Here is a 23,586-nt window from a genome sequence, read left to right as displayed (position 1 = left end):
TTAAACAAATAGTTACGTTAAATAGGCGGGTTTGGATTTTAAACCATTTCGGTTTTCATCACGATTTCTTCTTCGATGGCATTCCAAAGTCCGATACGTTTTTCTAAGGCAAGAATAGAAACTTCTTCTACTTCTTTCCATTTTTGAGCATCGTCTTCGCATAATTCTGTAATCATCTGCATTGCCATTGGACCGTGTTCGTCAGCGTCCAATTCGATATGTCTTTCAAAATAATAAAGTAATTTTGTTAAATCGATGTCCGGAAGATTCTTTTGGAAGTTTTTCAGTATTTGCGTGAACATACTCGGAATCAAATCTTCTCTTCCGAAAGTAAATGCAGCGGCAATTTCGTGTGGTTTTCCTTCTTCAATTACTCTAAATGTAAAATCTAAAAAGGCTTTTACGTTTGGATGCAATGAACTTTGTTTGATTGCCACAAATATATTATGAAGAGAAGTAACTTCTGATAAGAATTTTAAAACACCAGTTGTATCTGCTCCGCAATCTTCCATTGCTTCTAGATACATTTCGTAATGGCTTTGTCTTCTTCCGTCAATAGTCAAATCTGTTTCTTCTGCAAGAACAATTTCATTAATTAAATATCGTGTTTCTGGATTTTTAGTCGCAAACCAAGGTGTTGTTGTGCAGGTAAGTTTGGCTTGTAGAGCTTTTAATAAAGACATAAAATCCCAAACAGCAAAAACGTGAGTTTCTAGAAAACTGTGCAGATCGTCTAGGTTTTGAATCTTATTATATAAAGCGTGGTTTAATAATTGGTCTTTCTGTGGTTGGATGCTTTTGTTTATCGCTTCGATATTCATTTTAAAAAAATTTTGATGCAAAGATAAAAAGCTTCTCTGTTAGAAGAAGCTTTTTAGATTGATTTTGTATATATTTTAATAAATATCAATTATTTAAATGCAGGAATTCCAGTTACGTCCATTCCGGTTATAAGTAAATGAATGTCGTGAGTTCCTTCATAAGTAATAACACTTTCAAGATTCATCATATGGCGCATTATGGAGTATTCGCCAGTAATTCCCATGCCTCCGAGCATTTGTCTTGCTTCTCGAGCAATGGTAATCGCCATATTGACGTTATTGCGTTTTGCCATCGAAATTTGTGCTGTTGTTGCTTTTCCTTCGTTTCTTAAAACACCTAAACGCCAAGTTAATAATTGTGCTTTTGTGATTTCGGTAATCATTTCTGCCAGTTTTTTCTGCTGTAGTTGAGTTCCTCCAATTGGTTTTCCGAACTGGATTCTCTCTTTAGAATAGCGTAAAGCAGTATCATAGCAATCCATTGCGGCACCGATTGCGCCCCAAGCAATTCCGTAACGAGCAGAATCTAAGCATCCAAGCGGAGCACCCAAACCAGATTTATTAGGAAGAAGATTTTCTTTTGGAACTTTCACATTATCAAAAATTAATTCTCCTGTTGCAGATGCACGAAGCGACCATTTATTATGAGTTTCTGGAGTCGAAAAACCTTCCATGCCACGCTCTACGATTAAACCGTGAATTCTGCCTTCTTCATTTTTTGCCCAAACAATGGCAATATCTGCAAACGGCGCGTTAGAAATCCACATTTTAGCACCATTTAAAAGATAATGATCTCCCATGTCTTTAAAGTTGGTAATCATGCTTCCGGGATCAGAACCGTAATCGGGTTCTGTTAAACCAAAACAACCGATAAATTCTCCCGTTGCCAGTTTTGGCAGATATTTCATTCTTTGTTCTTCGTTTCCGTATTTCCAAATAGGATACATTACCAAAGAAGATTGAACAGATGAGGTTGATCTTACGCCAGAATCTCCTCTTTCTATTTCTTGCATAATTAAACCATATGAAATTTGGTCTAAACCAGCTCCTCCATATTCAATAGGAATGTAAGGACCAAAACCGCCAATCTCGCCGAGACCTTTTATAATTTGTTTAGGAAATTCTGCTTTTTGTGCATATTCTTCTATAATAGGAGAAACTTCTCTTTTAACCCATGCACGAGCTGATTCTCGAACTAATTTATGTTCATCGCTTAGCAAATCGTCTAAGTTATAGTAATCTGGAGATTGAAATAGGTCTGGTTTCATGTTTTTTAATTTTTAACAAACAAATTTACGTAATAAAAATATAACAAATAGTGTATTAATTGTTATATTTTTTCGGAACAAAAATAAAATTAATAGGAATTTGGCAAATTAATTGTAGTTTATTGATAATTTATAGACTATTTTTGAATACCAAAAACTAAATTAAATGAGGCTGATCATCTCTTTTTTATTTTTCTTGATACTTAATACCGGTGTGGCTCAATCAAATAAGGGGCTATCCGAGCAAAAATATATAGAGTTACAAGATAAGATACGTTTCAGCATCAATGGAAATTACGATGAGGGTTTAACATTTGTTAAAGAATTATTAAAATCAGATAATCCAGAACATTTGACGTTCGCTAGCGGAGCAGCTTCGTATCTCTATCAATTAAAAGGTGATAGCATAAATTCAGATAAAAGCTATGCGGAGGCATTAATTCACCTTAAAAAAATTCCAGAATCTAATAAGAAAATAAAAACTCATTCCTATTTATGTAATTTTCATGGTCTTGTTTTTTGGAAAAGACATAATTACAGTCAGGCGTTAAGTGCTTATCAAGAGGGAATCAAACTTTCTTCTCAAATAAACGATGTTATACAGATGGTAAAGTTCAAAGCTAATATGGCTTTGATAAATGAAAGTGTTGGAAATTATCAGCTGTCGATCAAAATTTTAAAACAAAACGATGTTTTTTTAGATAAGAATGAAAATCTTTATGAGAAAGATCAATTTCAAAATGCAAAAAGTAACACTTATACCAATCTAGGAAATGCTTTTGAAGGCTATTATGGCAAAAATCGGGATAAAGCATATTTGTTGGATTCGGCAGAGTACTTCTATAAAAAGGCAATAGCTTACTCAGAAAAATTTGAGGACAATAAAATTACTTCCAAATTAAGTTTAGGAAATATCTACTCATTCAAAAAAGACTTTAGTAATGCAGAAAAGATTTATTATGATATCGCTATTTATGCGAAGCAAAGTAACAATGCTTTTTTATACCAAATTTCCAATTTTAATTTAGGTGATTTATACTTTACGTTAAAGAAATACGATCGAGCTCTTATTTTTTTAAAGAAAGTAGATTCGATAAGTATAAAAAATAAGATGATGGATAATAGCTATTTTAAATCCAATTATCTTCAGGCAAAAATTTACAGTATCAAAAATGAACCTGAATTGGCTTATAAGCATTCTAAGTTATATTTAGATTCCTACGAAAAGTATGAGGGAAATATGAGAGAAGAAGCTCTCGAAGTAAATTATAAGCTCGGTACGGCGGATCTTAGCGAAGAAATGTTAGACGTTCAGGAAAAGTATAAATACGAGGTGTTTTGGAATAAAGCTTTAAAAGTATTTTATGTAATTCTAGTTATTGGAATTGTATTTTTCTTGATTAAAAGTATTCGAGACAAAAATAAAGCACATAAAAAAATGAATGCTTTAATTGAGGAATTTAAAGCTAATCTGGAGAAAAAAGAAATTGAAAATACCGAAATTGATAAAGCTGTAATTGAAGAAGTTTTTGCCGAAACGCCAGAATTAGATGAAATTCAGCTTAAGAAAGAAAATGCAAATCTTAGCATTGATGAAGCAAAAGAAAATAAAATCGTAGAAAAATTATTGGCATTAGAAGAAAAGCTAGAATATTTAAACGCCGATTTTACCCTATCGTATGTTGCTAAAAAAATAAAAACAAATACGACATACTTATCTTATGTAGTAAATAAAAGATTTGGTAAATCTTTTGGGGAATATTCTAATGAACTAAAAATAAATTATGTTATTAACCAGATGATTACGAATCATTTGTATCGTAAATATTCTACTCAGGCAATAGCAGAAAGCGTTGGTTTTAAAAATGCAGTTTCTTTTGCAAAATCATTTCGCAAAAGAACTGGGGTATCCCCAGCTCAGTTTGCAAGTAATATTTAGACCTTTTTTTAAGTATTTCCGTTTCCGCCGTTATTTTTTCCAGGATCTACAGGTGGTTCTGTTGGATTTGGATTTGCAGGAGGAACTCCATCACCGCCACGAACCACTTTTAATTGAGTTGCTACTAATTTTTCATTCTGGAAATTTTCGAAATTTGATTTAGGATTTTTCATGATGCTTATTTTTTGATGTCTTTAGTAATTGATTTTTTGGATGCTTTATATATTATAGGTAGAAATAATTTAAGTATTTCCGTTTCCGCCATTATTTTTTCCAGGATCTACAGGAGACTCTCCGTCACCGCCACGAACCACTTTTAATTGAGTTGCCACTAATTTTTCACTCTGGAAATCTTCGAAATTTGCTTTAGGATTTTTCATGATGCTTAATTTTGATGTCTTTAGTAATTGATTTTTTGGATGCTTTATATATAGGTAGAAATAATTTAAGTATTTCCGTTTCCGCCATTATTTTTTCCAGGATCTACAGGAGACTCTCCGTCACCTCCACGAACCACTTTTAATTGAGTTGCCACTAATTTTTCGTTCTGGAAATCTTCGAAATTTGCTTTAGGATTTTTCATGATGCTTATATTTTGATGTTTTTAATAATTGATTTTTCGGATGCTTTATAGGTAGAAAGGATTTATGTATTTCCGTTTCCGCCGTTATTTTTTCCAGGATCTACAGGAGGAACTCCGTCACCGCCGCGAACCACTTTTAATTCGGTTGCCACTAATTTTTCGTTCTGGAAATCTTCTAAATTTGCTTTATAATTTTTCATGATGCTTAATTTTGATGTCTTTAGTAATTGATTTTTCGGATGCTTTATAGGTAGAAAGGATTTATGTATTTCCGTTTCCGCCATTATTTTTTCCAGGATCTACAGGAGGAACTCCGTCACCGCCACGAATCACTTTTAATTCAGTTGCCACTAATTTTTCGTTCTGGAAATCTTCGAAATTTGCTTTATAATTTTTCATGATGCTTATATTTTGATGTCTTTACTAATTGATTTTTCGGATGCTTTATAGGTAGAAAGGATTTATGTATTTCCGTTTCCGCCATTATTTTTTCCTGGATCTACAGGAGGAACTCCGTCACCTCCGCGAATCACTTTTAATTCAGTTGCTACTAATTTTTCATTCTTGAAATCTTCGAAATTTGATTTAGGATTTTTCATTTTCTTTTCTTTTTTAGGTTATATTTTAATACAAATAATCTTTCATAAATATTTTTAAGCGATATTTAGAAATGCGATAAAATCGATAATTTTAAATTGGCTACGCTAAAATTTTTGGTTTATTTTGATTAAAAAAAGCTGTAAAATTGAACTTCTTTTTATAAGTTAAATCTCACTTTTAAAGATTTGATTTTGCTTTTTTTGAGAGGTAATTTTGGTGCAATTAAGGATTTTTTTTGATCAATTTTTGAGTGATTTTTTTTACTCTTCTGACCACTTTTTTTCTTTAAAATAATTGAGTTTTTATCGCTTCTTTTTCATGTTTTTTGATGTTTGAATTATTTCTATTCCAAAACTAGACAAAAACATAAACCGTTAATCGAAAAATGGCTTTCTGGGTTTTTTATCGAAAAAACCACAATGTAAATAACTGTAAATCAATAAATTAAAACACGCACTATACTTGGTATAATTTATAAATTGTATGTGGTATAATTAATAAAATGTATGCACGTATGCGATATTTATCAATAAAAACCCCAATCTTTGCATTGTAATCATGATTTAAAAACGATCGAAAACGATGTTAAAACTGGTCCAAAAATTTCTTCAAATCAACAAATACTCAGACATAAAAAATGAGTTCAAGGATCTGTTTTTGTCTCATCCAAACTATCCGAGTTTATTTGCGATTACAGACTCGTTCGATTTGCTTTCTGTAGAGAATGCAGCGGTCAGAGTTTCGAAGGAACAAATTGTAGATCTGCCATCAAATTTTTTGGCCTATTTTAAAGATGAATTAATTCTAGTCGAAAAGATTAAAAATGGTGTTCGAATTACGACGACAAAAAAAGGAAGCCAAAAATTATCTTATGATAAATTTCTTTTAGACTGGAACGGAGTAATTGTTGCCATAGAACCAAATAATGTTGTTGCAAGAGAAAATTTGAAAGTAGAATACAATTGGTTGAAATATTTCCTACCACTTGTTCTTTTAATCGGATTATCATTTTTCTATAACGACTTTGATTTATTTAGTGGCTCATTTTTAATTACGTCGATAATTGGTTTAGTGGTGAGCATCTTTATTATTCAGCAGAAATGGGGTGTTAAAAACACTGTAATTTCAAAATTTTGTAATTTAAGTTCTAACTCTTCTTGTCATTCTGTAATAAGTTTCAACGATGATATTGCAAATAAGTGGTTAAGCTTTTCAGATTTACCATTATTATTCTTTAGCGCAAGCATAATTGCCATTTTGATACAGCCATTAAATTCTGCCATTTTTGTCGGTTTTTTAAGTCTGTTGGCAATTCCAGTAGTAGTTTGCTCTATTTGGATTCAAAAATTTGAAATTCAAAAATGGTGCGTTATGTGTTTAGCAGTATCATTCTTGATTTTAGTTCAGAGTGTAATATGGTTTTCATCAGACTTATTTACTTTGAGTTTCAGTTTAAATACAATTTTTCCTTATGTATTTTCTTTATTGCTTTTAATTCCAATTTGGGCAGCAGTAAAAGTGATGATTAAAAATATTTTGGATAATGAAAATTCATTAAAAGAACTTAAAAAGTTTAAAAGAAATTATTCGCTATTAAACTTCTTATCTAAAAAAGTAAAATATACTAAGGGATTTGAAGAATTAAGAGGTCTAAATTTTGGAAATAAAAATGCAGTAGTAAGACTTTCAATAATTCTAAGTCCAAGCTGTGGACATTGTTACAAAACATTTCAAGAAGCTTTTGATTTGGTATTGAAGTTTCCAGACAAAATATATTTAAACGTTCTTTTTAATATTAATCCAGAAAACAACGACAATCCATATAAAACTGTTGTTGAAAGATTGTTAACCATAAATAGAATAACTCCAGGAAAAACTGTCGAAGCGATTTCTGATTGGTACATTAAAAGAATGGTACACAAAAAATGGTTAAAAAAGTGGGCTGTAGATTCTGTTAGTATGATGATCAGTCAGGAAATTCAAAAACAATACGATTGGTGTTCGATGAATAATTTTAATTATACACCAGTAAAAATTGTAAATGAGAGATTATTTCCAAATGAATATGAATTGAATGAATTAAAATATTTCTTGAATGATTTTGTTGATGAAGTTCAAGTTTTAGAAAAAACAGCCTAAAATTAAAATAATAAAAACCCCAAAAACCTGCAGTTATGTTAAAGAATATTTTGAAATTGAAAGGTGCAGTAGAATTGACTGCGAGTGAGCAAAAAACAATAAATGGAGGAAATGCTCCTATTTGTGATGACGGATTTAAAGCTAAAAGATGTACAGAATTTGGAACTGTTCCGGCATATTGGAGTTGTTTGCCAAATAGTTACGTTGGAAGCTGTTAACAGAAAAAAAACTTAAGCATCAAGTTTTTACAGATTTGAGGCTTAAACCCAGAAAACGTAAATAACCAGTTATGTTAGAAAAAATTTTAAAAAGTAAAGAGACAAAGAAGCTGACGAAGAAAGAGCAGAAAAACATTTTAGGTGGCGAATCATCGGAACCAAACTGTTACAATGCTACAGCTGATAAATTTTATGCTTGCTAATTTGAATATTTAAATAGTAACAGAGTTAAAAGCTCTGTTACTATTAAAAAAAAGGTATTAGTTATGTTGAAAAAAATTTTAAGTCTTAAAGATGCTCACACTATTAATAAAAGTGAGCAGAAAACCATAAAAGGAGGAATTCCTCAATGTTGGGTTTATGCCTTAGAAGCGGGATGCATTTTAATACGATCAGACGAAACTTGTCCGATAAATACAGTACCGGGTATTTGTGATACAAGTCGTCTTTGTTGTTGATTTTTTAACTTTTTTAGAGTAATACGATATAGCCTTATTTAGAATTTAGTCATGTTTTTTTTGAATGTATAGGCGCTCGATCGTGGAACATTGAGCATTTTCTTAGTATTGATGATTGGTACTAAGATTCTTAGGAGTTGGCCGCTGTGTTTAATTTTAATTGGTTAGGGTAAAACCACGGCCATGTCCTAAAGAAATTGTGTTGCTAGAAAATTTGTTTATGAATAGCCAAACAGAGAAGATTTATGTCTTCTCTGTTTTTTTTATGGATTAACAAGAATTTTTTTTCTTAAATTGCTCGTGAAAATCAAAATAAATTGAAAAAATTCATTCATTACAGACAAGCCGATAATAAAGATTGCGGGCCCACATGTTTAAAAATTATAGCTAAATATTACGGCAAAACAATCAATATTCAGGAGTTGCGAGATTTTAGCGAAACAACTCGTGAAGGAAGTAATCTGCTTTTTTTGAGTGATGCCGCCGAAAAAATTGGTTTTAGAACTTTAGGCGTAAAATTGTCTGTAACAAGAATTGAAGAAGCGCCTCTTCCGTGTATTCTTCATTGGAATAAAGATCATTATGTTGTTCTTTATAAAATAAAAAAAGGAAAATTTTACATATCAGATCCTGCGTTTGGACTTCTAGAATATAATAAAGAAGAATTTGTCAAGTTTTGGATTGGAAATAATGCAGATGATGAAACAAAAGAAGGAATCGCACTTTTAATAGAAGCAACACCAAATTTCTTTCAATCTGATTTTGATAAAGAAGAAAATTCAGGTTTAGGTTTTAGATTTCTTTCTCAGTATTTATTTCAATATAAATCTTTTTTAATTCAGCTAGCAATTGGTCTTCTTGCCAGCAGTTTACTTAATCTGATTTTTCCGTTTTTAACGCAGAGTATTGTCGACGTCGGAATCCAGAATCAGAATATTAATTTTATCTATCTAATTCTTTTTGCAATGCTTTTTATTTTTGCCGGAAGAACAGGTTTAGAATTAATCAGAAGCTGGATTTTACTTCATCTTTCCACAAGAATTAATATTTCGCTGATTTCAGATTTCTTTATAAAATTAATGAATCTGCCGATTTCCTTTTTTGATGTCCGAATGACGGGAGATATTATGCAGCGAATTAATGACCATCGAAGAATCGAAAAAATTCTTACCACATCTTCTTTAAATGTGCTTTTTTCTGTAATTAATATGTTTGTCATGGGCGCAGTTCTGGCGTATTTTAACCTACAGATATTTTTAGTTTTTTTTCTAGGAAGTTTGTTTTATTTCGGATGGATAACTTTGTTTCTAAAAAGAAGAGAAGTATTAGATTATAAGCGTTTTGCTGAAGTTTCTAATGAGCAAAATAAGGTTATGGAGCTTATAAACGGAATGCAGGAAATAAAACTCCACAACGCAGAAAAACAGAAACGCTGGGGATGGGAATATGTGCAGGCAAGACTTTTTAGAGTTTCAATAAAAGGTTTGGTTTTAGAACAATCTCAGACAATTGGCTCTTCTGTAATTAACGAATTAAAAAATATTTTCATCATTCTTCTTTCTGCCAAGTTAGTGATTGAAGGCTCTATTACGCTGGGTATGATGTTGGCCATAAGTGCTATTGTAGGAAGTTTAAATGGACCAATTACACAATTAATAGAGTTTGTAAGAGAATTGCAAGATGCCAAAATTTCGCTTGCTAGATTGTCAGAAATTCATCAAAAAGAAGATGAGCTGCAGCAAGAAGCTCATCAGACAAATGAAATTCCGCATGATGCTGATATTGAAATTAAAAATCTTTCTTACCGATATTTAGGCGCAGATGCTCCAGTTTTAGATAATTTGAATTTAATAATTCCAGCCAATAAAGTAACCGCAATTGTCGGTGTCAGCGGAAGCGGAAAAACAACTTTGATGAAACTTCTTCTAAAGTTTTATGAACCCGAAAAAGGAGAAGTTACAATCGGAAATGCACAGCTAAAAAATATTTCTCAAAAAGCTTGGAGATCAAATATTGGAGCCGTGATGCAGGAAGGATTTATTTTTAGCGATACAATTGCCAATAATATTGCTTTTGGCTCAGATAGAATTGATAAAGAAAGATTGGTTTATGCCGCTGATGTGGCCAATATTAAAGAATATATAAGCGGATTGCCTCTTGGATATAATACAAAAATCGGTGCAGAAGGATTAGGAATGAGTACGGGACAAAAACAACGTTTGCTTATTGCGAGAGCAGTTTATAAAAATCCGGAAATTTTGTTTTTTGATGAAGCGACATCGGCTTTAGATGCCAACAATGAAAAAGAGATTATGAAAAAGCTGGATATATTTTTCAAGGATAAAACTGTAGTTGTAATCGCACATCGATTAAGTACTGTTATGAATGCCGATCAGATTGTGGTTTTAGATAAAGGAAAAATTATCGAAATGGGAAGCCACTCTGCATTGGTAGCGCAAAAAGGAAATTATTTTGAACTGGTTAGAAATCAATTGCAATTAGGAAATTAATCATGAACGAAGATACATTTGAATTAAGAAGCGAAGAGGTTCAGGACATTCTGACCAAAGTACCGCATTGGATGATTCGATGGGGAACGGTTTTGATTTTTGCTATTATCATGATGCTGTTTTTTGTTTCTTGGTTTGTAAAATATCCAGATGTTGTTAAAACAGAAATTGTGATAACAACGAATATTCCGCCAGAGAGAATTGTTTCAAAATCTTCTGGCCGTATAGAAGCTATTTTGGTTAAAGATAAAACGCCTATTGCAAAAAACAGCACATTGGCAATTATTGAAAATACGGCAAGTTACAAAGATGTTTTTCTGCTCAAAAGTATTGTAGATAATTACGATATAAATAACTCAAAAAAGGCTTTTCCTTTTGCATCACTAAAGAATACGCAGTTAGGAGAAATTGAAAGCGCTTTTGCTGTTTTTCAAAAAGATTATCAAGCGCAACAATTGAATGAAAGTCTGCATCCTTTTGAAATTGAAAGTATAGCGCAAAGCTCAGAGAAAATTCAGCTTAAAGAAAGATTGGATATTCTGCAGCAGCAAAAAGTGCTGAACGAAAGCGAACTCCAATTGCAGAAAAATGAAATTGCAAGATTTGAAACATTGTTCAATAAAGGTATTATTTCTGCCCAAGAAATGGAAGCCAAAAAGCTTGGATATCTTCAAGCAATGAAGAGCTATAAAGGACTTTTAACTTCGATTTCTCAAATAAAGTCATCTTTGATTGACAATACCAAATCAAGTCAAAATTCGCAGATAAACAGCACAAAAGAAGAAGTCAATCTGGGTAGAAGCATGGCACAATCTTTTTATCAGTTAAAAAAAGTGATAAAAGATTGGGAGCTGGCTTATACACTAAAATCTTCCGTAAGCGGTGTAGTTACTTTTTTGCAGGTTTGGAATGAAAATCAAACTATTAATGTGGGAGATAATGTTTTTTCGATAATTCCCGATGCAAAAAATACTTTTATAGGAAAAGTGAAAGCTCCGGCATTAAATTCAGGAAAAATTAAAATAGGGCAACGCGTAAATATCAGACTGGCAAATTATCCAGATAGAGAATTTGGTGTTCTAAAAGGCGAGATTAAAAATATTTCTTTAGTTCCAGACAAAGACGGAAATCTATTGGTGGATGTTGCTCTTCCAAACGGATTAAAAACATCTTATGATAAGCAAATTGTTTTTCAGCAGGAAATGAAAGGAAGCGCAGAAATTGTAACCGAAGATTTGCGCTTAATCGAAAGAATACTTTATCAGTTCAAAAGCATATTTGAGCAAGTTTAAAATTACCCAAAACTATTACTAACTAAAACCAATTTTTATTAAATGAAAAAACTTCTACTAGTTTCGATTCTTTTATTTTTTCAAAATTCATTTTCAAAACCAATAACCGAAACCCAAAAACTTGCTGCAACTTGTAAAGTTTGGGGATTTTTAAAATATTATCATCCTAATGTGACAGATGGAAGTAAAAATTGGGATGAACAACTCTTTCAAATTCTGCCAAAAGTTGAAGAAGCTCAAACTTCTGAAGCATTTTCTTTAGTAATAGAAAATTGGATAGATTCTTTAGGAGAAGTTAAAAAACTAAAAACAAATAAAGTGTCAAAAAAAGAATATTTTGATAAAAACTTCGATTTGTCATGGTTCAATAAAAAGGAATTGTTCTCGAAATCTCTTTCGAAAAAATTAAAATTCATTGAAGAAAATAGACTTCAAGGAAAGCAATTTTATGTTGATTTTGCATTTAATACAGGTAAGATGCCTTTGCAGTTTAATAATGAGGTAAAATATACAGATTTTAAATGGACAGATAAAAATATGCGTCTTCTTTCATTATTTAGATATTGGAACTACATCGAGTATTTTTTTCCATATAAATATCAAATGGATGAAAATTGGGATAAAGTATTGATTGAAATGCTTCCAAGATTTTATGCTCCAGAATCGGATAAAGATTTTGGTTTGGCAATGTGTGAGATTTCTATAAAATTAAACGATACGCACGCCTCTACTCAGATGCCACAATTATTTGAATATTTTGGAGATAAATTTATTCCAGCGGATGTCAAAATTATAGATGAAAAAGCAATTGTGTTTAGTTTGAAAAATGATTCATTGGCAAAAGTAAATGATTTAAAAATTGGTGACGTAATTACAAAAGTTAACGGAAAAAATATTGGTGAACTTATAAAAGAAAACCGAAAATATGTTGAAGGTTCGAATGAACCGTCTGTATTAAAAAATATATATTGGACAATTTTTAATGGAGCATCGCCATCAGTAGAAATTGAATTTATTAGAGACGGAAAAACGGCTGTAAAATCTATAAATCGTTATAAATACCAAGATTTAAAAATTCAGTTTCCAGAAAAAGGAAAATGGAAAATTTTAGAAGGAAATATTGGTTATGTCAATTATGGTGAATTAGAAGAGAGTGATATTCCAGCTTTAATAACTGCGCTAAATGATACAAATGCTATTGTTTTTGACAATCGAGAGCGTCCGCAAGATGTATTGTATGCTGTTTCAAACTGGCTTAATGCTGAAGAAAAAGAGTTTGCTAGATTTCTTGATCCTGATGTTAGTTATCCTGGGCGTTATGTTTGGAGAGAAAGAATTGAAAAATGTGGTAAAACCAATCCTGATAATTACAAAGGTCAAGTAATTGTTTTAATTGATGAAAAAGCTGTTAGTCATGCAGAATTTAATGCAATGAGTTTGAAAACAGTTCCTAAAGTTAAGATAATAGGTTCCCAAACTGGCGGAGCAGACGGAGCAAATTATGGATTTCCACTTATTAAAGGATTTTATACTTCGTTTACTTGTTACGGTGTTTTTTATCCAGATAAAAAAGAAACCCAACGTATAGGGATTGTTCCAGATATTGAAGTGAAACCGACTATTTTAGGTATTCAACAAGGAAGAGACGAAGTTCTGGAAAGAGCGATTCTTTTTGCTAAAAATGGGAAATAATATAAAAAACGTTTTTCATTCTCGATAATTAATTTAGACAATCAACTCACTTAATTCTGGTTTTTAATGAAAAAATATCTTTTAATTCTCCTTCTGTTATTATTTCAAAATTCATTTTCAAAACCGATTTCCGAAACTCAAAAACTTGCTGCAACTTGCAAAATTTGGGGATTTTTAAAATATTATCATCCAAATGTTGCCGATGGAAGTAAAAATTGGGATGAACAATTATTTTTGATTTTACCTCAGATTGAGAAAGCTCAAAGTGCTGAAGAATTTTCTTCTGTTATAGAAAAGTGGATTGCTTCTTTGGGAGAAATAAAGCCTTATAAAACGGTTGCGTCTGAAAAAAAGAAGGACTATTTTAATAAAAACTTCGATTTATCATGGATTTCTAATAAAGAATTGTTTTCTAAAGCACTTTCGAAAAAATTAAAATTTATCGAAGAAAATAGGATTCAGAATAAACAATTTTATATCCAATTTACAGAAGATGATGAAAAGGGAGTTTTTGAAGAAATTACGAACGAAATAGTTTATCAGGATTTTGTGTGGACTAATAAAAACCTGAGAATTTTAACTTTGTTTAGATATTGGAATTATGTAGAATATTTCTTTCCTTATAAATATCAAATGGATCAACATTGGGATAACTCTTTAAATGAAATGCTTCCCAAATTTATTAATCCTAAAGCAGAAGTTGATTTCCATTTGGCAATGAAAGAGTTGATTGTAAAACTGGATGATTCGCATGGTTTTTTTGGAACAAAAGTTCTGTATTTAGATTTTTTTGGAAATAAATTCGTCCCTTTTGAAACGAAAATTATTGATGATAAAGCTATTGTTATAAGCTTAAAAAATGATTCTCTTGCAAAATTAAGCGATATTAAGATTGGCGATGTTATAACGAAAGTTGATGGTAAAACCGTTAATGAAATTTTAAAAGAAAAAATAAATTATATAGAAGGTTCTAATATTCCAACAGTTTTAAGAAATTCGAATACGGCTGTTTTTAATGGAAGTTCGAAAAATGTAGAAATTGAATATACAAGAGGTGAGAAGACTGCTGTTAAATCCATAAACCGTTATATTTATTTGGATATGAAGGTAAAACCTGAAAAGAAAGAAAAATGGAAAGTTTTGGAAGACAATATAGGTTATGTAAATTTTACTTCGCTTATGTATGATGATATTCCTGCTTTGATCAAAAACTTAAATGATACAAAAGCTATAATTTTTGATAATCGCTGCTATCCTAATGGTGTGATGTCTGCAATCGCCGAGTGGATCAATTCTCAATCAAAAGATTTTGCAAGATTTACTTATCCAGATATCACTTATCCAGGAAAATTTTATTGGAGTAAAAATTTTGATATTGGAAGTGAAAATCCAAATCATTATAAAGGGAAAGTTATTGTTTTGGTAGATGAAAATACACAAAGCCATGCAGAGTTTACAGCAATGAGCATGAAAACGGCACCAGATGTTACAATAATAGGAAGTCAGACTGCTGGCGCAGATGGAAATGTTTGTAGTTTTCAGGTAATAAAAGGATTTTACACTGCATTTAGCGGAATAGGCGTTTTTTATCCAAACAAAAAAGAAACACAGCGAATCGGAATTGTTCCAGATATTGAAGTAAAACCGACTATTTTAGGTATTCAACAAGGAAGAGACGAAATTCTGGAAAGAGCGATTCTTTTTGCTAAAAACGGAAAATAGAACATACAATTCTTTGTCAAAGCTTTAAACTTTGACAAAGATGTTTTTACATCTTTAAATAAAAATCTTTAGTCAACTCGATATATTCTGGAGTATAAACGTGTCTGTCAATTTCGATAATTAATTCATCGATTTCGATTTTAGAAACTTCATTTCGGCTAAAAGCCAATAAACTACGTTTAATTTCAGTTTTTGGAGTTCCTTTTACGCGTGTAATTTTTATTGGATAAAGTTCGAATTCTTTTGCCAAAGCAGTGAATTTTTCTTCTTCTTTGAAAGGAATAATAACGGCTAAAATTCCATTTTCTGAAAGTAATAAATCTGCAGCTTCCACAATTTCTTCAAAAGGCATTGCGTCCTGAAATCTTGCCAGATCACGTTGTTCGTTTTCGGTTTTATAATCTTCGGCGTAAAAAGGCGGATTCGAAACGATTAAATCGTATTCATCTTCCGGTTCTTCAATAAATTCATCTAAACCAGCATGAAAACAAAATAATCGGTCTCCCCAAGGAGAAGCTTCAAAATTTTCTACAGCTTGTTCGTGCGCCTCTTCATCAATTTCTAGAGCGTCAATTTGTTCTGCGTTACTTCTTTGCGCAAGCATTAAAGCGATAATTCCAGTTCCTGCACCAATATCCAGAATACTAAAAGGATTATGATTAATTGGAGCCCAAGAACCCAATAAAACACCATCAGTGCCAACTTTCATTGCAGTTTTGTCTTGTTTGACACTAAATTGCTTGAATTGAAACATCTTAATTTTTGCTTGAAGATTAACGTTTTTTGATTTCAGATAAAAAAACTGAACACTAAAAACTGTAAACTGAATATTCTTTTAAAGGTACATTTCTACAAGACCTTCTGGAAGATCCATAATTACCTTTTTGTTTTCACGATCGATTTTTACAAGGAAATTGTCAATCATCGGAACTAAGATTTCTACTTCGCCATTTAAAACTTCAAAAAGAGGTTGAGCAGTAGAATCGTTAATAGAAGTTATTTTACCGAAAACACCTAAACGTTTATCTTCGATTTCAAAACCAATAACTTCGTGGAAATAAAATTTGTTACCTGAAAGTTTTGGCAACATTGTTAGCGGAAGATAAATGCCATTTCCGACAATTGCATCGGCATCTTCTTCTGTATTTACATCTTCAAAACGAACTCTCAAAAAGTCGTTTTTATGCATTGAACTTGATTCAATAAAAAAAGGAACCAAGTGTTTGTTGTGTTCAACAAACACTGATTCCAAGTTTTCGTATAACTCAGGTTCGTCTGTGTCTAAATAGATCAGAACTTCACCTTTGAAACTAAATTTTTTAGCGATTTTACCTAAATAAAAACATTCTTCTTTACGCATTATCGCTAAGTAAAATTATGCTTCAGTTGTTTCGTTATTCTCTTCAGCAGCAGGTGCTTCTTCAGTTGCTTCAGCAACTTCTTCTGTAGCCTCTTCAGCTTGTGCAGCGGCAGCAGCTTCAGCTTGTGCAGCAGCAGCATCAGCAACACGTTTAGCGTTAACTTCTTTCTCTGCTTTTAATGCAGTAGCTTTAGCGTCAGCTTTTGCTTTAGATAAACCATCTTTTTTAGCATCAACTTTTCCAGCTTTAGCTTCTAACCATGCAGTTAATTTAGCATCAGCTTGTTCTTGAGTTAAAGCTCCTTTACGAACTCCTCCATCAAGGTGGTGTTTCAATAAAGCACCTTTGTAAGAAAGGATAGCTCTTGCAGTATCAGTTGGTTGTGCACCATCGTGTAACCATTTAACTGCGCTGTCAAGGTTTAACTCAACAGTTGCTGGGTTTGTGTTTGGATTGTAAGTACCGATTTTCTCTAAGTATCTACCATCTCTTTTTGAGCGTGCATCTGCAGCTACTACCCAGTAAAAAGGTTTTCCTTTTTTACCGTGTCTTTGTAATCTAATTTTTACTGACATAATCTTATGATTAAATTTTGAGGTACTCGACCTCTGTTAATTAAGGGCGCAAAGATATAATTTTTTTATGAATAATGTGTTTCAAAACGTATTAAATGCAATTAAGGTGAATTTTTGTCATTTTTTACCCTATTTTGGGTTAATTTTGAAACGTTAATTAGCTGTAAAACGGTACTTTTGTGTAAAATTCATTTTTAAATATGAAAAAATACTTTTACTTTTTATCATTCTTGCTACTCATCACATCTTGTACAGAGGATATAAAATTTAATAATCCTGCTTTTCAAACTCTAAAAGATAATGTTTTTTGGAGAGGACGTAGTTATGAAGCCGAAACAGAAACTAATGGAGTTTTTACTATTGAAGGTTCTCTTGGGTATGAGAAAATAAGTTTCCAGTTTCCGGAGCCAAGCGAGAAAATCTATGTTTTAGGTATAAACAATACTTCAAAAGCAATTTACAAAAACACACTTTCTGGACACGAAGAAGAATTTGTTACAGGAGAAGGAAAAGGCAGCGGCGAGGTTGTAATTACCGAATATAATACTGTTGATAAAACCATTTCTGGAACGTTCAAATTTACTGCTGTTAATACAGATTCTAATGCCGAAAAACAAACAATGCATTTCTCAGAAGGCGTTTTTTATAAAATTCCGGTAAAACTAAGTGCGAACTTTGTCCCTGTTAATAATTAGCTCTAAAGCCATTATTTCTCTGCGAAATCAAAATAAAAACTTAAATAAAATCATAATATGGTTGATTACATATAAATAAGAGTACATTTGCTTATTATTATAAATAAATATCTATGAATATTTTTGTTGGAAGCCTTCCATTCAGTATTGAGGAAGCAGATTTAAGAGAGTCTTTTGAGGCTTATGGAGCAGTTGACTCTGTTAAAATTATTACTGATAAATTTACTGGAAGAAGTAAAGGCTTTGGTTTTGTTGAAATGCCAAATGATAGCGAAGCTCAGAAAGCTATAGACGAATTAAACGGTGCTGTTGTATCAGGACGTACAATCGTTGTTAATAAATCTGAGCCAAAACCAGAAGGCGAAAGAAGAAGTTTTAATAACAACCGTGGAGGAGATTCTCGCGGAGGTTATGGAAACAACCGTGGAGGAAATGACCGCGGAAACAGAGGAGGATATTAATATTTTTTTTCTAAAATATAAAAGGGATCAACGAAAGTTGATCCCTTTTTTTATGTTGTTTTTGTTTCAGGTTTCAAGTTTAACGTTACAACAACCTGAAACCTGAAACTTGAAATAACCAATTATACATTCGCAGCTAACCAGTCACCAACTTCTTTAGTACCGTATGCTTTGCCTCCGTTAGCTAAATCTTCAGTAACTACGCCAGCTTCTAAAGCTTTGTTTACAGCATCTCTCATTGCTTTTCCTTCTTCCATCAATCCGAAGTTTTCGAACATCATAGCAGCAGATAAAACAGTAGCCATTGGGTTTGCAATGTTTAATCCTGTAGCTTGTGGATATGAACCGTGAATAGGTTCGAATAAAGATACTTCAGCTCCCATAGATGCAGAAGGCATTAATCCCATTGAACCAGAAATTACAGAAGCTTCGTCTGTTAAGATATCTCCAAATAGGTTTTCTGTGATTAATACGTCATAAGAGTTTGGCCATTGAACCAAACGCATTGCTACAGCGTCAACAAATTCGTAGCTAACTTCAACCTCTGGATAATCTTTTTCCATTGCCTGAACTGTTTCTCTCCATAAACGAGAAGTCTCCAAAACGTTTGCTTTGTCAACGCAGCATAACTTTTTAGAACGAGTCATCGCTAATTCGAAACCTTTTTTAGCTAAACGCTGTACTTCTGCACGTGTGTAAACACAGTTGTCAAAAGCAGTATCTCCGTTGTCCTTTCTTCCTTTTTCTCCAAAGTAAATTCCACCAGTTAATTCTCTTAAGAAAACTAAATCAGTTCCTTCGATTCTTTCTCTTTTTAAAGGAGATTTATCTAATAAAGATGGGAATGTAAAAGTTGGTCTTACGTTTGCAAACAAACCTAATGCTTTACGCATTTTTAACAAACCTTGTTCTGGTCTTACTGGAGCAGAAGGATCGTTATCGTATTTAGGGTGTCCGATTGCGCCAAAAAGAACGGCATCAGCATTTTTGCAAACTTCGTGTGTTGCATCTGGATAAGGTTCGCCTACTGCATCAATTGCTGCTGCACCAGTTAAAGCTGGTTTCCACGTAATTTCATGTCCAAATTTTTGTGCAATAGCATCTGATACTTTTACTGCTTGATCAATTACTTCTGGTCCGATTCCGTCTCCGGCTAAAAGGGCTATGTTTAATTTCATTCTATATGTGTTATTAAGGTTCAAAGGTTTAGAGGAACAAAGGTTCAAAGTTTTAAAAGCAGGTAAAAACCTCTATGCCTTTGCAGCTTTGAACCTTTGTCCCTTATATTAAGTAATTATATTCAACATTTTTTGTGTCGCAATAATCGCTGCAACAGTTTGATCAGAGTCTAATCCGCGGGTTTTGAATTCTTTTCCGTTGTTTGTCCAAGTAATAATGGTTTCACACAACGCATCAGAACTACTTCCTGGCGGGATTCTAACTGCATAATCAATCAATTTTGGAAGCGTTAATTTTTTGCTTTTGTAAATCTTCGATAAAGCATTCATAAAAGCATCAAATTGACCATCTCCTTGCGCATTTTCTTCGATTATTTCTCCATTAAGATTTAATGATAGAGTAGTAGATGGACGCATTCCTTTAGAATGAACCAGCATATACGATTGAATGGTAATTTTTTCTTCGTAAGTATGACTGTCCAAAACATCTGAAATAATGTATGGAAGATCTTCTTTTGTAACAGTTTCTTTTTTGTCGCCCAATTCGATAATTCTTTGGGTAACCAATTTCAAATCTTCCTGATTTAATTGTAAACCTAATTCCTGAAGATTTTTCTCAATATTGGCTTTTCCGGAAGTCTTTCCTAAAGCATATTTTCTTTTTCTTCCGAAACGTTCCGGAAGCAAGTCATTAAAATAAAGATTGTTTTTATTGTCTCCGTCAGCGTGAATTCCAGCTGTCTGCGTAAAAACATTGTCGCCTACAATTGGTTTGTTGGCAGGAATTCTATAACCTGTAAAAGTTTCAACTAACTTACTTACAGAATATAAAGAAGTTTCTTTGATGTTGATTTTTACTTCTGGAAGATAATCATTAATTACGGCAACAGTGCTTTCAAGAGGTGCGTTTCCAGCGCGTTCTCCCATTCCGTTTACTGTCACGTGAAGTCCGTTAATACCCGCTTTTATAGCTTCCATAACGTTGGCAACGCTTAAATCGTAATCGTTGTGAGCATGGAAATCAAAATGAATCTGAGGATATTTTGCTTTTATTTTAGAAATAAATTCAAAAGTCAAAGACGGAATTAAAACACCTAAAGTATCTGGAAGTAAAATTCTTTTAATTGGCTGAGTAGACAAGAAATCCAAAAATTGAAAAACATAATCTGGAGAATTTCGCATTCCGTTGCTCCAGTCTTCTAAATAAACGTTCGTTTCGATGTCGTTTTCTTTTGCTAAAGCGATAATTTGAGCAATTTCGGAAAAGTGTTGTTCCGGCGTTTTTTTTAATTGATGCGTTAAGTGATTCATTGAGCCTTTGGTCAATAAATTCTGCACTTTTGCGCCAGATCTTTTCATCCAGTCAATTGATACACCACTATCAACGAAAGTTAAAACTTCGATTCTGTTTGTGTATCCTTTTAATTCAGCCCATGAAGTGATGCTTTTTACGGCATTAAATTCTCCTTCGCTTACACGCGCCGAAGCGATTTCGATTCTATCAATATTTAGTTCCTCCAACAACAATTGCGCAATGGTTAGTTTTTCTGCAGCAGAAAATGAAACTCCTGAGGTTTGTTCACCATCACGAAGTGTCGTATCCATTATTTCAATTTTTCTTTTTTCCATATTGATGTTGTTTCTAACGGGTGGATATTATTAATATCCCAATTTTAATTTTGGCACAGATTTAACTGATTTGTTTTAGTGAAGACACGGATTTAGCTGGATTTTTATTTTGGTTAAGAAATAAAATCAGTTTTTTTAGCGTTTTTGCGAAAGCAAATCGGTTTCATCCGCGTTCTATATTCTAGAAAAACCCGAGAGGTTTTAAGGCCTGTCGGGTCTAATAGATTTAACGATATTTCTATTAGTAAGGAAGTTTATCGGCAAAAGCCTTAATATCTTCCTTCATATCTTGTAAATAATCAATGTCGTCAAAACCATTAATCATATTGTTCTTTTTGTATCCGTTGATAGCAAAAGATTCTTGCTGTCCAGTTGATAATAAAGTAATAGTTTGATCTGGAAGATTGATTTCTAATTCTGTTTTAGGATCAGCTTCAATTGCTTTGAAAATATTTTCCAAAAATTCTGGGCTAATTTGAACTGGTAAAACACCAATGTTTAAGCAGTTTCCTTTGAAGATATCGGCAAAGAAACTAGAAACTACAGCGCGGAATCCGTAATCATAAACTGCCCAAGCAGCGTGCTCTCTTGAAGATCCAGAACCGAAGTTTTTTCCTCCAACAAGAATTTTTCCGCTGTAAGTAGAATTGTTTAAAACGAAATCTGCTTTTGGAGTATCGTCTCCATTATATCTCCAGTCTCTAAAAAGGTTGTCTCCAAAACCTTCACGTTTTGTAGCTTTTAAGAAACGAGCTGGAATGATTTGATCTGTATCAACGTTCTCAATTGGCAGTGGCACTGCACTGCTGGTAAGTATAGTAAATTTATCGTATGCCATTTTTTTTCTTTTGCTTTAGGCTGTAGGCTGTAAGCTTTAGGCTTTTCCTACAGGGTGTATTATGTATTGTGTTTTTGCTTAAAGCCTATTGCTTAAAGCTTACAGCGAGAATTAAAATAACTCTCTCGGATCTGTTAGTTTTCCTGTAACAGCAGCAGCAGCAGCCATAATTGGACTTGCTAATAAAGTTCTTGAACCAGGACCTTGACGACCTTCAAAGTTTCTGTTTGAAGTACTTACTGCATATTTTCCTGCAGGAACTTTATCATCGTTCATTGCTAAACAAGCAGAACAACCCGGCTGACGTAATACGAAACCAGCTTCAGTCAAAATATCTAAAATTCCTTCTTCTTTAATCTGCGCTTCAACAACGTGAGAACCTGGAACTAACCAAGCGGTAACATTATCTGCTTTTTTTCTTCCTTTTACAATTTCAGCGAAAGCTCTAAAATCTTCAATACGTCCGTTTGTACAACTTCCTAAGAAAACGTAATCGATTTGTTTTCCGATCATTACGTCATCTTCGTTGAAGCCCATGTAAGCCAAAGATTTTTTGTAAGTTTCCTCACCGCCTTCAACTTGGTTTGCACTTGGGATATGTTTTGTGATACCAATTCCCATTCCTGGGTTAGTACCGTAAGTAATCATTGGTTCAATATCCTCAGCTTTGATGTTTAATTCAGCATCAAAAACAGCATCAGCATCCGTTTTTAAAGTTTTCCAATATTCAACAGCTTTTGTCCAAGCTTCACCTTTTGGAGCGTAAAGTCTTCCTTCTAAGAAATCGAAAGTAGTTTGGTCAGGAGCAATCATACCTCCACGAGCACCCATTTCGATACTTAAGTTACAAACTGTCATACGACCTTCCATAGTCATGTTTTCGAAAACATCACCAGCATATTCAACAAAATAGCCTGTTCCTCCAGAAGTAGTTAACTGAGCAATAATATAAAGTGCAACGTCTTTTGGACCAACACCTTTACTTAGTTGACCGTTTACGTTGATACGCATTTTCTTTGGTTTAGGCTGCATAATACATTGAGTAGACAAAACCATCTCGACCTCAGAAGTTCCGATACCAAAAGCAATAGCTCCAAAAGCACCGTGAGTAGAAGTGTGTGAATCTCCACATACAATAGTGGCACCTGGCAAAGTAATTCCGTTTTCAGGACCAACTACGTGTACAATTCCATTTTTTTGGTGACCTAATCCCCAGTGCGAAATTCCGTATTCGTTAGCATTATCTTCAAGAGCCTGAAGCTGATTAGCAGAAAGCGGATCTTGAACTGGTAAATGTTGGTTTATGGTTGGTGTATTGTGATCTGCAGTTGCAAAAGTACGCTGTGGGTATAAAACGTTAACGCCTCTTGATTTTAATCCTAAAAAAGCAACAGGACTCGTAACTTCATGAATGAAATGGCGATCAATAAAAAACACATCTGGCCCATCTTCAATTTTACGCACTACATGTGAATCCCATACTTTGTCAAATAATGTCTTACTCATTTTTTATTTTTTTTAATTGTAATTTCTATAACCACAGCAATTCCCTGTTCATTATAATAGCAAAACAAAAGTAAAAAAAGATAAAAAAGCATCAATTTCGA

General features: G+C 32.8%; 24 protein-coding genes. 9 read left to right on the top strand and 15 right to left on the bottom strand.

Going from position 1 to position 23,586, the window contains the following annotated elements; genetic code table 11:
* Positions 1-38: 38 nt before the first annotated feature.
* Together P0R33_RS11400 and P0R33_RS11395 are read right to left on the bottom strand one after the other, a co-directional pair.
* Entirely contained in the window at positions 39-821 is a 783-nt protein-coding gene (locus P0R33_RS11400) for a DUF3050 domain-containing protein (RefSeq protein WP_276175553.1), read from the bottom strand.
* A gap of 89 nt (positions 822-910) precedes the next feature.
* Positions 911-2,089, bottom strand: a complete 1,179-nt coding sequence (locus tag P0R33_RS11395; protein WP_276175552.1) for an acyl-CoA dehydrogenase family protein — start codon at positions 2,087-2,089, stop codon at positions 911-913.
* A gap of 166 nt (positions 2,090-2,255) precedes the next feature.
* On the opposite strand from P0R33_RS11395, the gene P0R33_RS11390 reads away from it, so the two are divergent.
* The gene (locus P0R33_RS11390; RefSeq protein WP_276175551.1) at positions 2,256-4,028 is read left to right on the top strand and encodes a helix-turn-helix domain-containing protein; all 1,773 of its coding nucleotides are present in this window, start codon (positions 2,256-2,258) and stop codon (positions 4,026-4,028) included.
* 8 nt (positions 4,029-4,036) lie between these two features.
* On the opposite strand, the gene P0R33_RS11385 is transcribed toward P0R33_RS11390, so the two are convergent.
* The 6 genes from P0R33_RS11385 to P0R33_RS11360 all read right to left on the bottom strand — a co-directional run bounded on the left by P0R33_RS11385 (position 4,037) and on the right by P0R33_RS11360 (position 5,210).
* On the bottom strand, positions 4,037-4,201 hold the full coding sequence (locus P0R33_RS11385) for an rSAM-modified peptide (RefSeq protein WP_276175550.1): 165 nt from the start codon (positions 4,199-4,201) through the stop codon (positions 4,037-4,039).
* 69 nt (positions 4,202-4,270) lie between these two features.
* Entirely contained in the window at positions 4,271-4,408 is a 138-nt protein-coding gene (locus P0R33_RS11380) for an rSAM-modified peptide (RefSeq protein ID WP_276175549.1), read from the bottom strand.
* A gap of 65 nt (positions 4,409-4,473) precedes the next feature.
* Positions 4,474-4,611 carry an rSAM-modified peptide gene (locus P0R33_RS11375; protein WP_276175548.1) on the bottom strand — a complete coding sequence of 46 codons (138 nt, stop codon included), beginning with the start codon at positions 4,609-4,611 and terminating at the stop codon, positions 4,474-4,476.
* A 62-nt stretch (positions 4,612-4,673) separates the two neighbouring features.
* Complete coding sequence (locus P0R33_RS11370; protein WP_276175547.1) at positions 4,674-4,811, bottom strand: rSAM-modified peptide; 138 nt, start codon at positions 4,809-4,811, stop codon at positions 4,674-4,676.
* 61 nt (positions 4,812-4,872) lie between these two features.
* Positions 4,873-5,010 (bottom strand): rSAM-modified peptide, encoded by a 138-nt coding sequence (locus tag P0R33_RS11365; protein ID WP_276175546.1) that lies wholly within the window; start codon positions 5,008-5,010, stop codon positions 4,873-4,875.
* A gap of 62 nt (positions 5,011-5,072) precedes the next feature.
* Positions 5,073-5,210: an rSAM-modified peptide gene (locus P0R33_RS11360; RefSeq protein ID WP_276175545.1), complete on the bottom strand. Its 138-nt coding sequence runs from the start codon at positions 5,208-5,210 to the stop codon at positions 5,073-5,075.
* A gap of 583 nt (positions 5,211-5,793) precedes the next feature.
* Here P0R33_RS11360 and P0R33_RS11355 point away from each other — a divergent pair.
* The 6 genes from P0R33_RS11355 (at position 5,794) to P0R33_RS11330 (ending at position 15,242) form a co-directional block, all read left to right on the top strand.
* Positions 5,794-7,350 (top strand): vitamin K epoxide reductase family protein, encoded by a 1,557-nt coding sequence (locus tag P0R33_RS11355; RefSeq protein WP_276175544.1) that lies wholly within the window; start codon positions 5,794-5,796, stop codon positions 7,348-7,350.
* A gap of 35 nt (positions 7,351-7,385) precedes the next feature.
* A complete protein-coding gene (locus P0R33_RS11350) occupies positions 7,386-7,568 on the top strand; it encodes a hypothetical protein (RefSeq protein WP_184158327.1) in 183 nt (60 codons plus the stop codon).
* A 775-nt stretch (positions 7,569-8,343) separates the two neighbouring features.
* The gene (locus P0R33_RS11345; protein ID WP_276175543.1) at positions 8,344-10,536 is read left to right on the top strand and encodes a peptidase domain-containing ABC transporter; all 2,193 of its coding nucleotides are present in this window, start codon (positions 8,344-8,346) and stop codon (positions 10,534-10,536) included.
* 2 nt (positions 10,537-10,538) lie between these two features.
* Positions 10,539-11,828, top strand: a complete 1,290-nt coding sequence (locus P0R33_RS11340) for an HlyD family efflux transporter periplasmic adaptor subunit (RefSeq protein ID WP_276175542.1) — start codon at positions 10,539-10,541, stop codon at positions 11,826-11,828.
* 42 nt (positions 11,829-11,870) lie between these two features.
* Positions 11,871-13,520, top strand: coding sequence for a S41 family peptidase (locus P0R33_RS11335; RefSeq protein ID WP_276175541.1), 1,650 nt, complete (start codon positions 11,871-11,873; stop codon positions 13,518-13,520).
* Between the two features lie 66 nt (positions 13,521-13,586).
* The gene (locus tag P0R33_RS11330) at positions 13,587-15,242 is read left to right on the top strand and encodes a S41 family peptidase (RefSeq protein ID WP_276175540.1); all 1,656 of its coding nucleotides are present in this window, start codon (positions 13,587-13,589) and stop codon (positions 15,240-15,242) included.
* Positions 15,243-15,288: 46 nt separating this feature from the next.
* Here P0R33_RS11330 and P0R33_RS11325 read toward each other — a convergent pair whose 3' ends face one another.
* The 3 genes from P0R33_RS11325 to P0R33_RS11315 all read right to left on the bottom strand — a co-directional run bounded on the left by P0R33_RS11325 (position 15,289) and on the right by P0R33_RS11315 (position 17,178).
* A complete protein-coding gene (locus tag P0R33_RS11325) occupies positions 15,289-15,996 on the bottom strand; it encodes a methyltransferase (protein ID WP_276175539.1) in 708 nt (235 codons plus the stop codon).
* Between the two features lie 81 nt (positions 15,997-16,077).
* The gene (rimM, locus tag P0R33_RS11320; RefSeq protein ID WP_276175538.1) at positions 16,078-16,602 is read right to left on the bottom strand and encodes a ribosome maturation factor RimM; all 525 of its coding nucleotides are present in this window, start codon (positions 16,600-16,602) and stop codon (positions 16,078-16,080) included.
* 15 nt (positions 16,603-16,617) lie between these two features.
* Positions 16,618-17,178: a 30S ribosomal protein S16 gene (locus P0R33_RS11315; protein WP_276175537.1), complete on the bottom strand. Its 561-nt coding sequence runs from the start codon at positions 17,176-17,178 to the stop codon at positions 16,618-16,620.
* A 200-nt stretch (positions 17,179-17,378) separates the two neighbouring features.
* Between P0R33_RS11315 and P0R33_RS11310 the strand changes: the two genes are divergently transcribed.
* Positions 17,379-17,873 carry a DUF6252 family protein gene (locus P0R33_RS11310; protein WP_276175536.1) on the top strand — a complete coding sequence of 165 codons (495 nt, stop codon included), beginning with the start codon at positions 17,379-17,381 and terminating at the stop codon, positions 17,871-17,873.
* Between the two features lie 113 nt (positions 17,874-17,986).
* Positions 17,987-18,334, top strand: a complete 348-nt coding sequence (locus P0R33_RS11305; RefSeq protein WP_276175535.1) for an RNA-binding protein — start codon at positions 17,987-17,989, stop codon at positions 18,332-18,334.
* A 122-nt stretch (positions 18,335-18,456) separates the two neighbouring features.
* On the opposite strand, the gene leuB is transcribed toward P0R33_RS11305, so the two are convergent.
* The 4 genes from leuB to leuC form a co-directional block, all read right to left on the bottom strand.
* Positions 18,457-19,512 (bottom strand): 3-isopropylmalate dehydrogenase, encoded by a 1,056-nt coding sequence (gene leuB, locus P0R33_RS11300; protein WP_276175534.1) that lies wholly within the window; start codon positions 19,510-19,512, stop codon positions 18,457-18,459.
* Between the two features lie 108 nt (positions 19,513-19,620).
* A complete protein-coding gene (locus P0R33_RS11295; protein ID WP_276175533.1) occupies positions 19,621-21,141 on the bottom strand; it encodes an alpha-isopropylmalate synthase regulatory domain-containing protein in 1,521 nt (506 codons plus the stop codon).
* Positions 21,142-21,382: 241 nt separating this feature from the next.
* A complete protein-coding gene (gene leuD / locus P0R33_RS11290) occupies positions 21,383-21,979 on the bottom strand; it encodes a 3-isopropylmalate dehydratase small subunit (RefSeq protein WP_276175532.1) in 597 nt (198 codons plus the stop codon).
* A 111-nt stretch (positions 21,980-22,090) separates the two neighbouring features.
* Positions 22,091-23,485 carry a 3-isopropylmalate dehydratase large subunit gene (leuC, locus tag P0R33_RS11285; RefSeq protein WP_229353150.1) on the bottom strand — a complete coding sequence of 465 codons (1,395 nt, stop codon included), beginning with the start codon at positions 23,483-23,485 and terminating at the stop codon, positions 22,091-22,093.
* Between the last annotated feature and the right edge of the window lie 101 nt (positions 23,486-23,586).

Source organism: Flavobacterium sp. YJ01, assembly GCF_029320955.1.
Classification (GTDB): Bacteria; Bacteroidota; Bacteroidia; order Flavobacteriales; family Flavobacteriaceae; genus Flavobacterium.
Note: the sequence above shows the minus strand (reverse complement) of the source record. Positions and strands in the feature narration are given on the sequence as shown.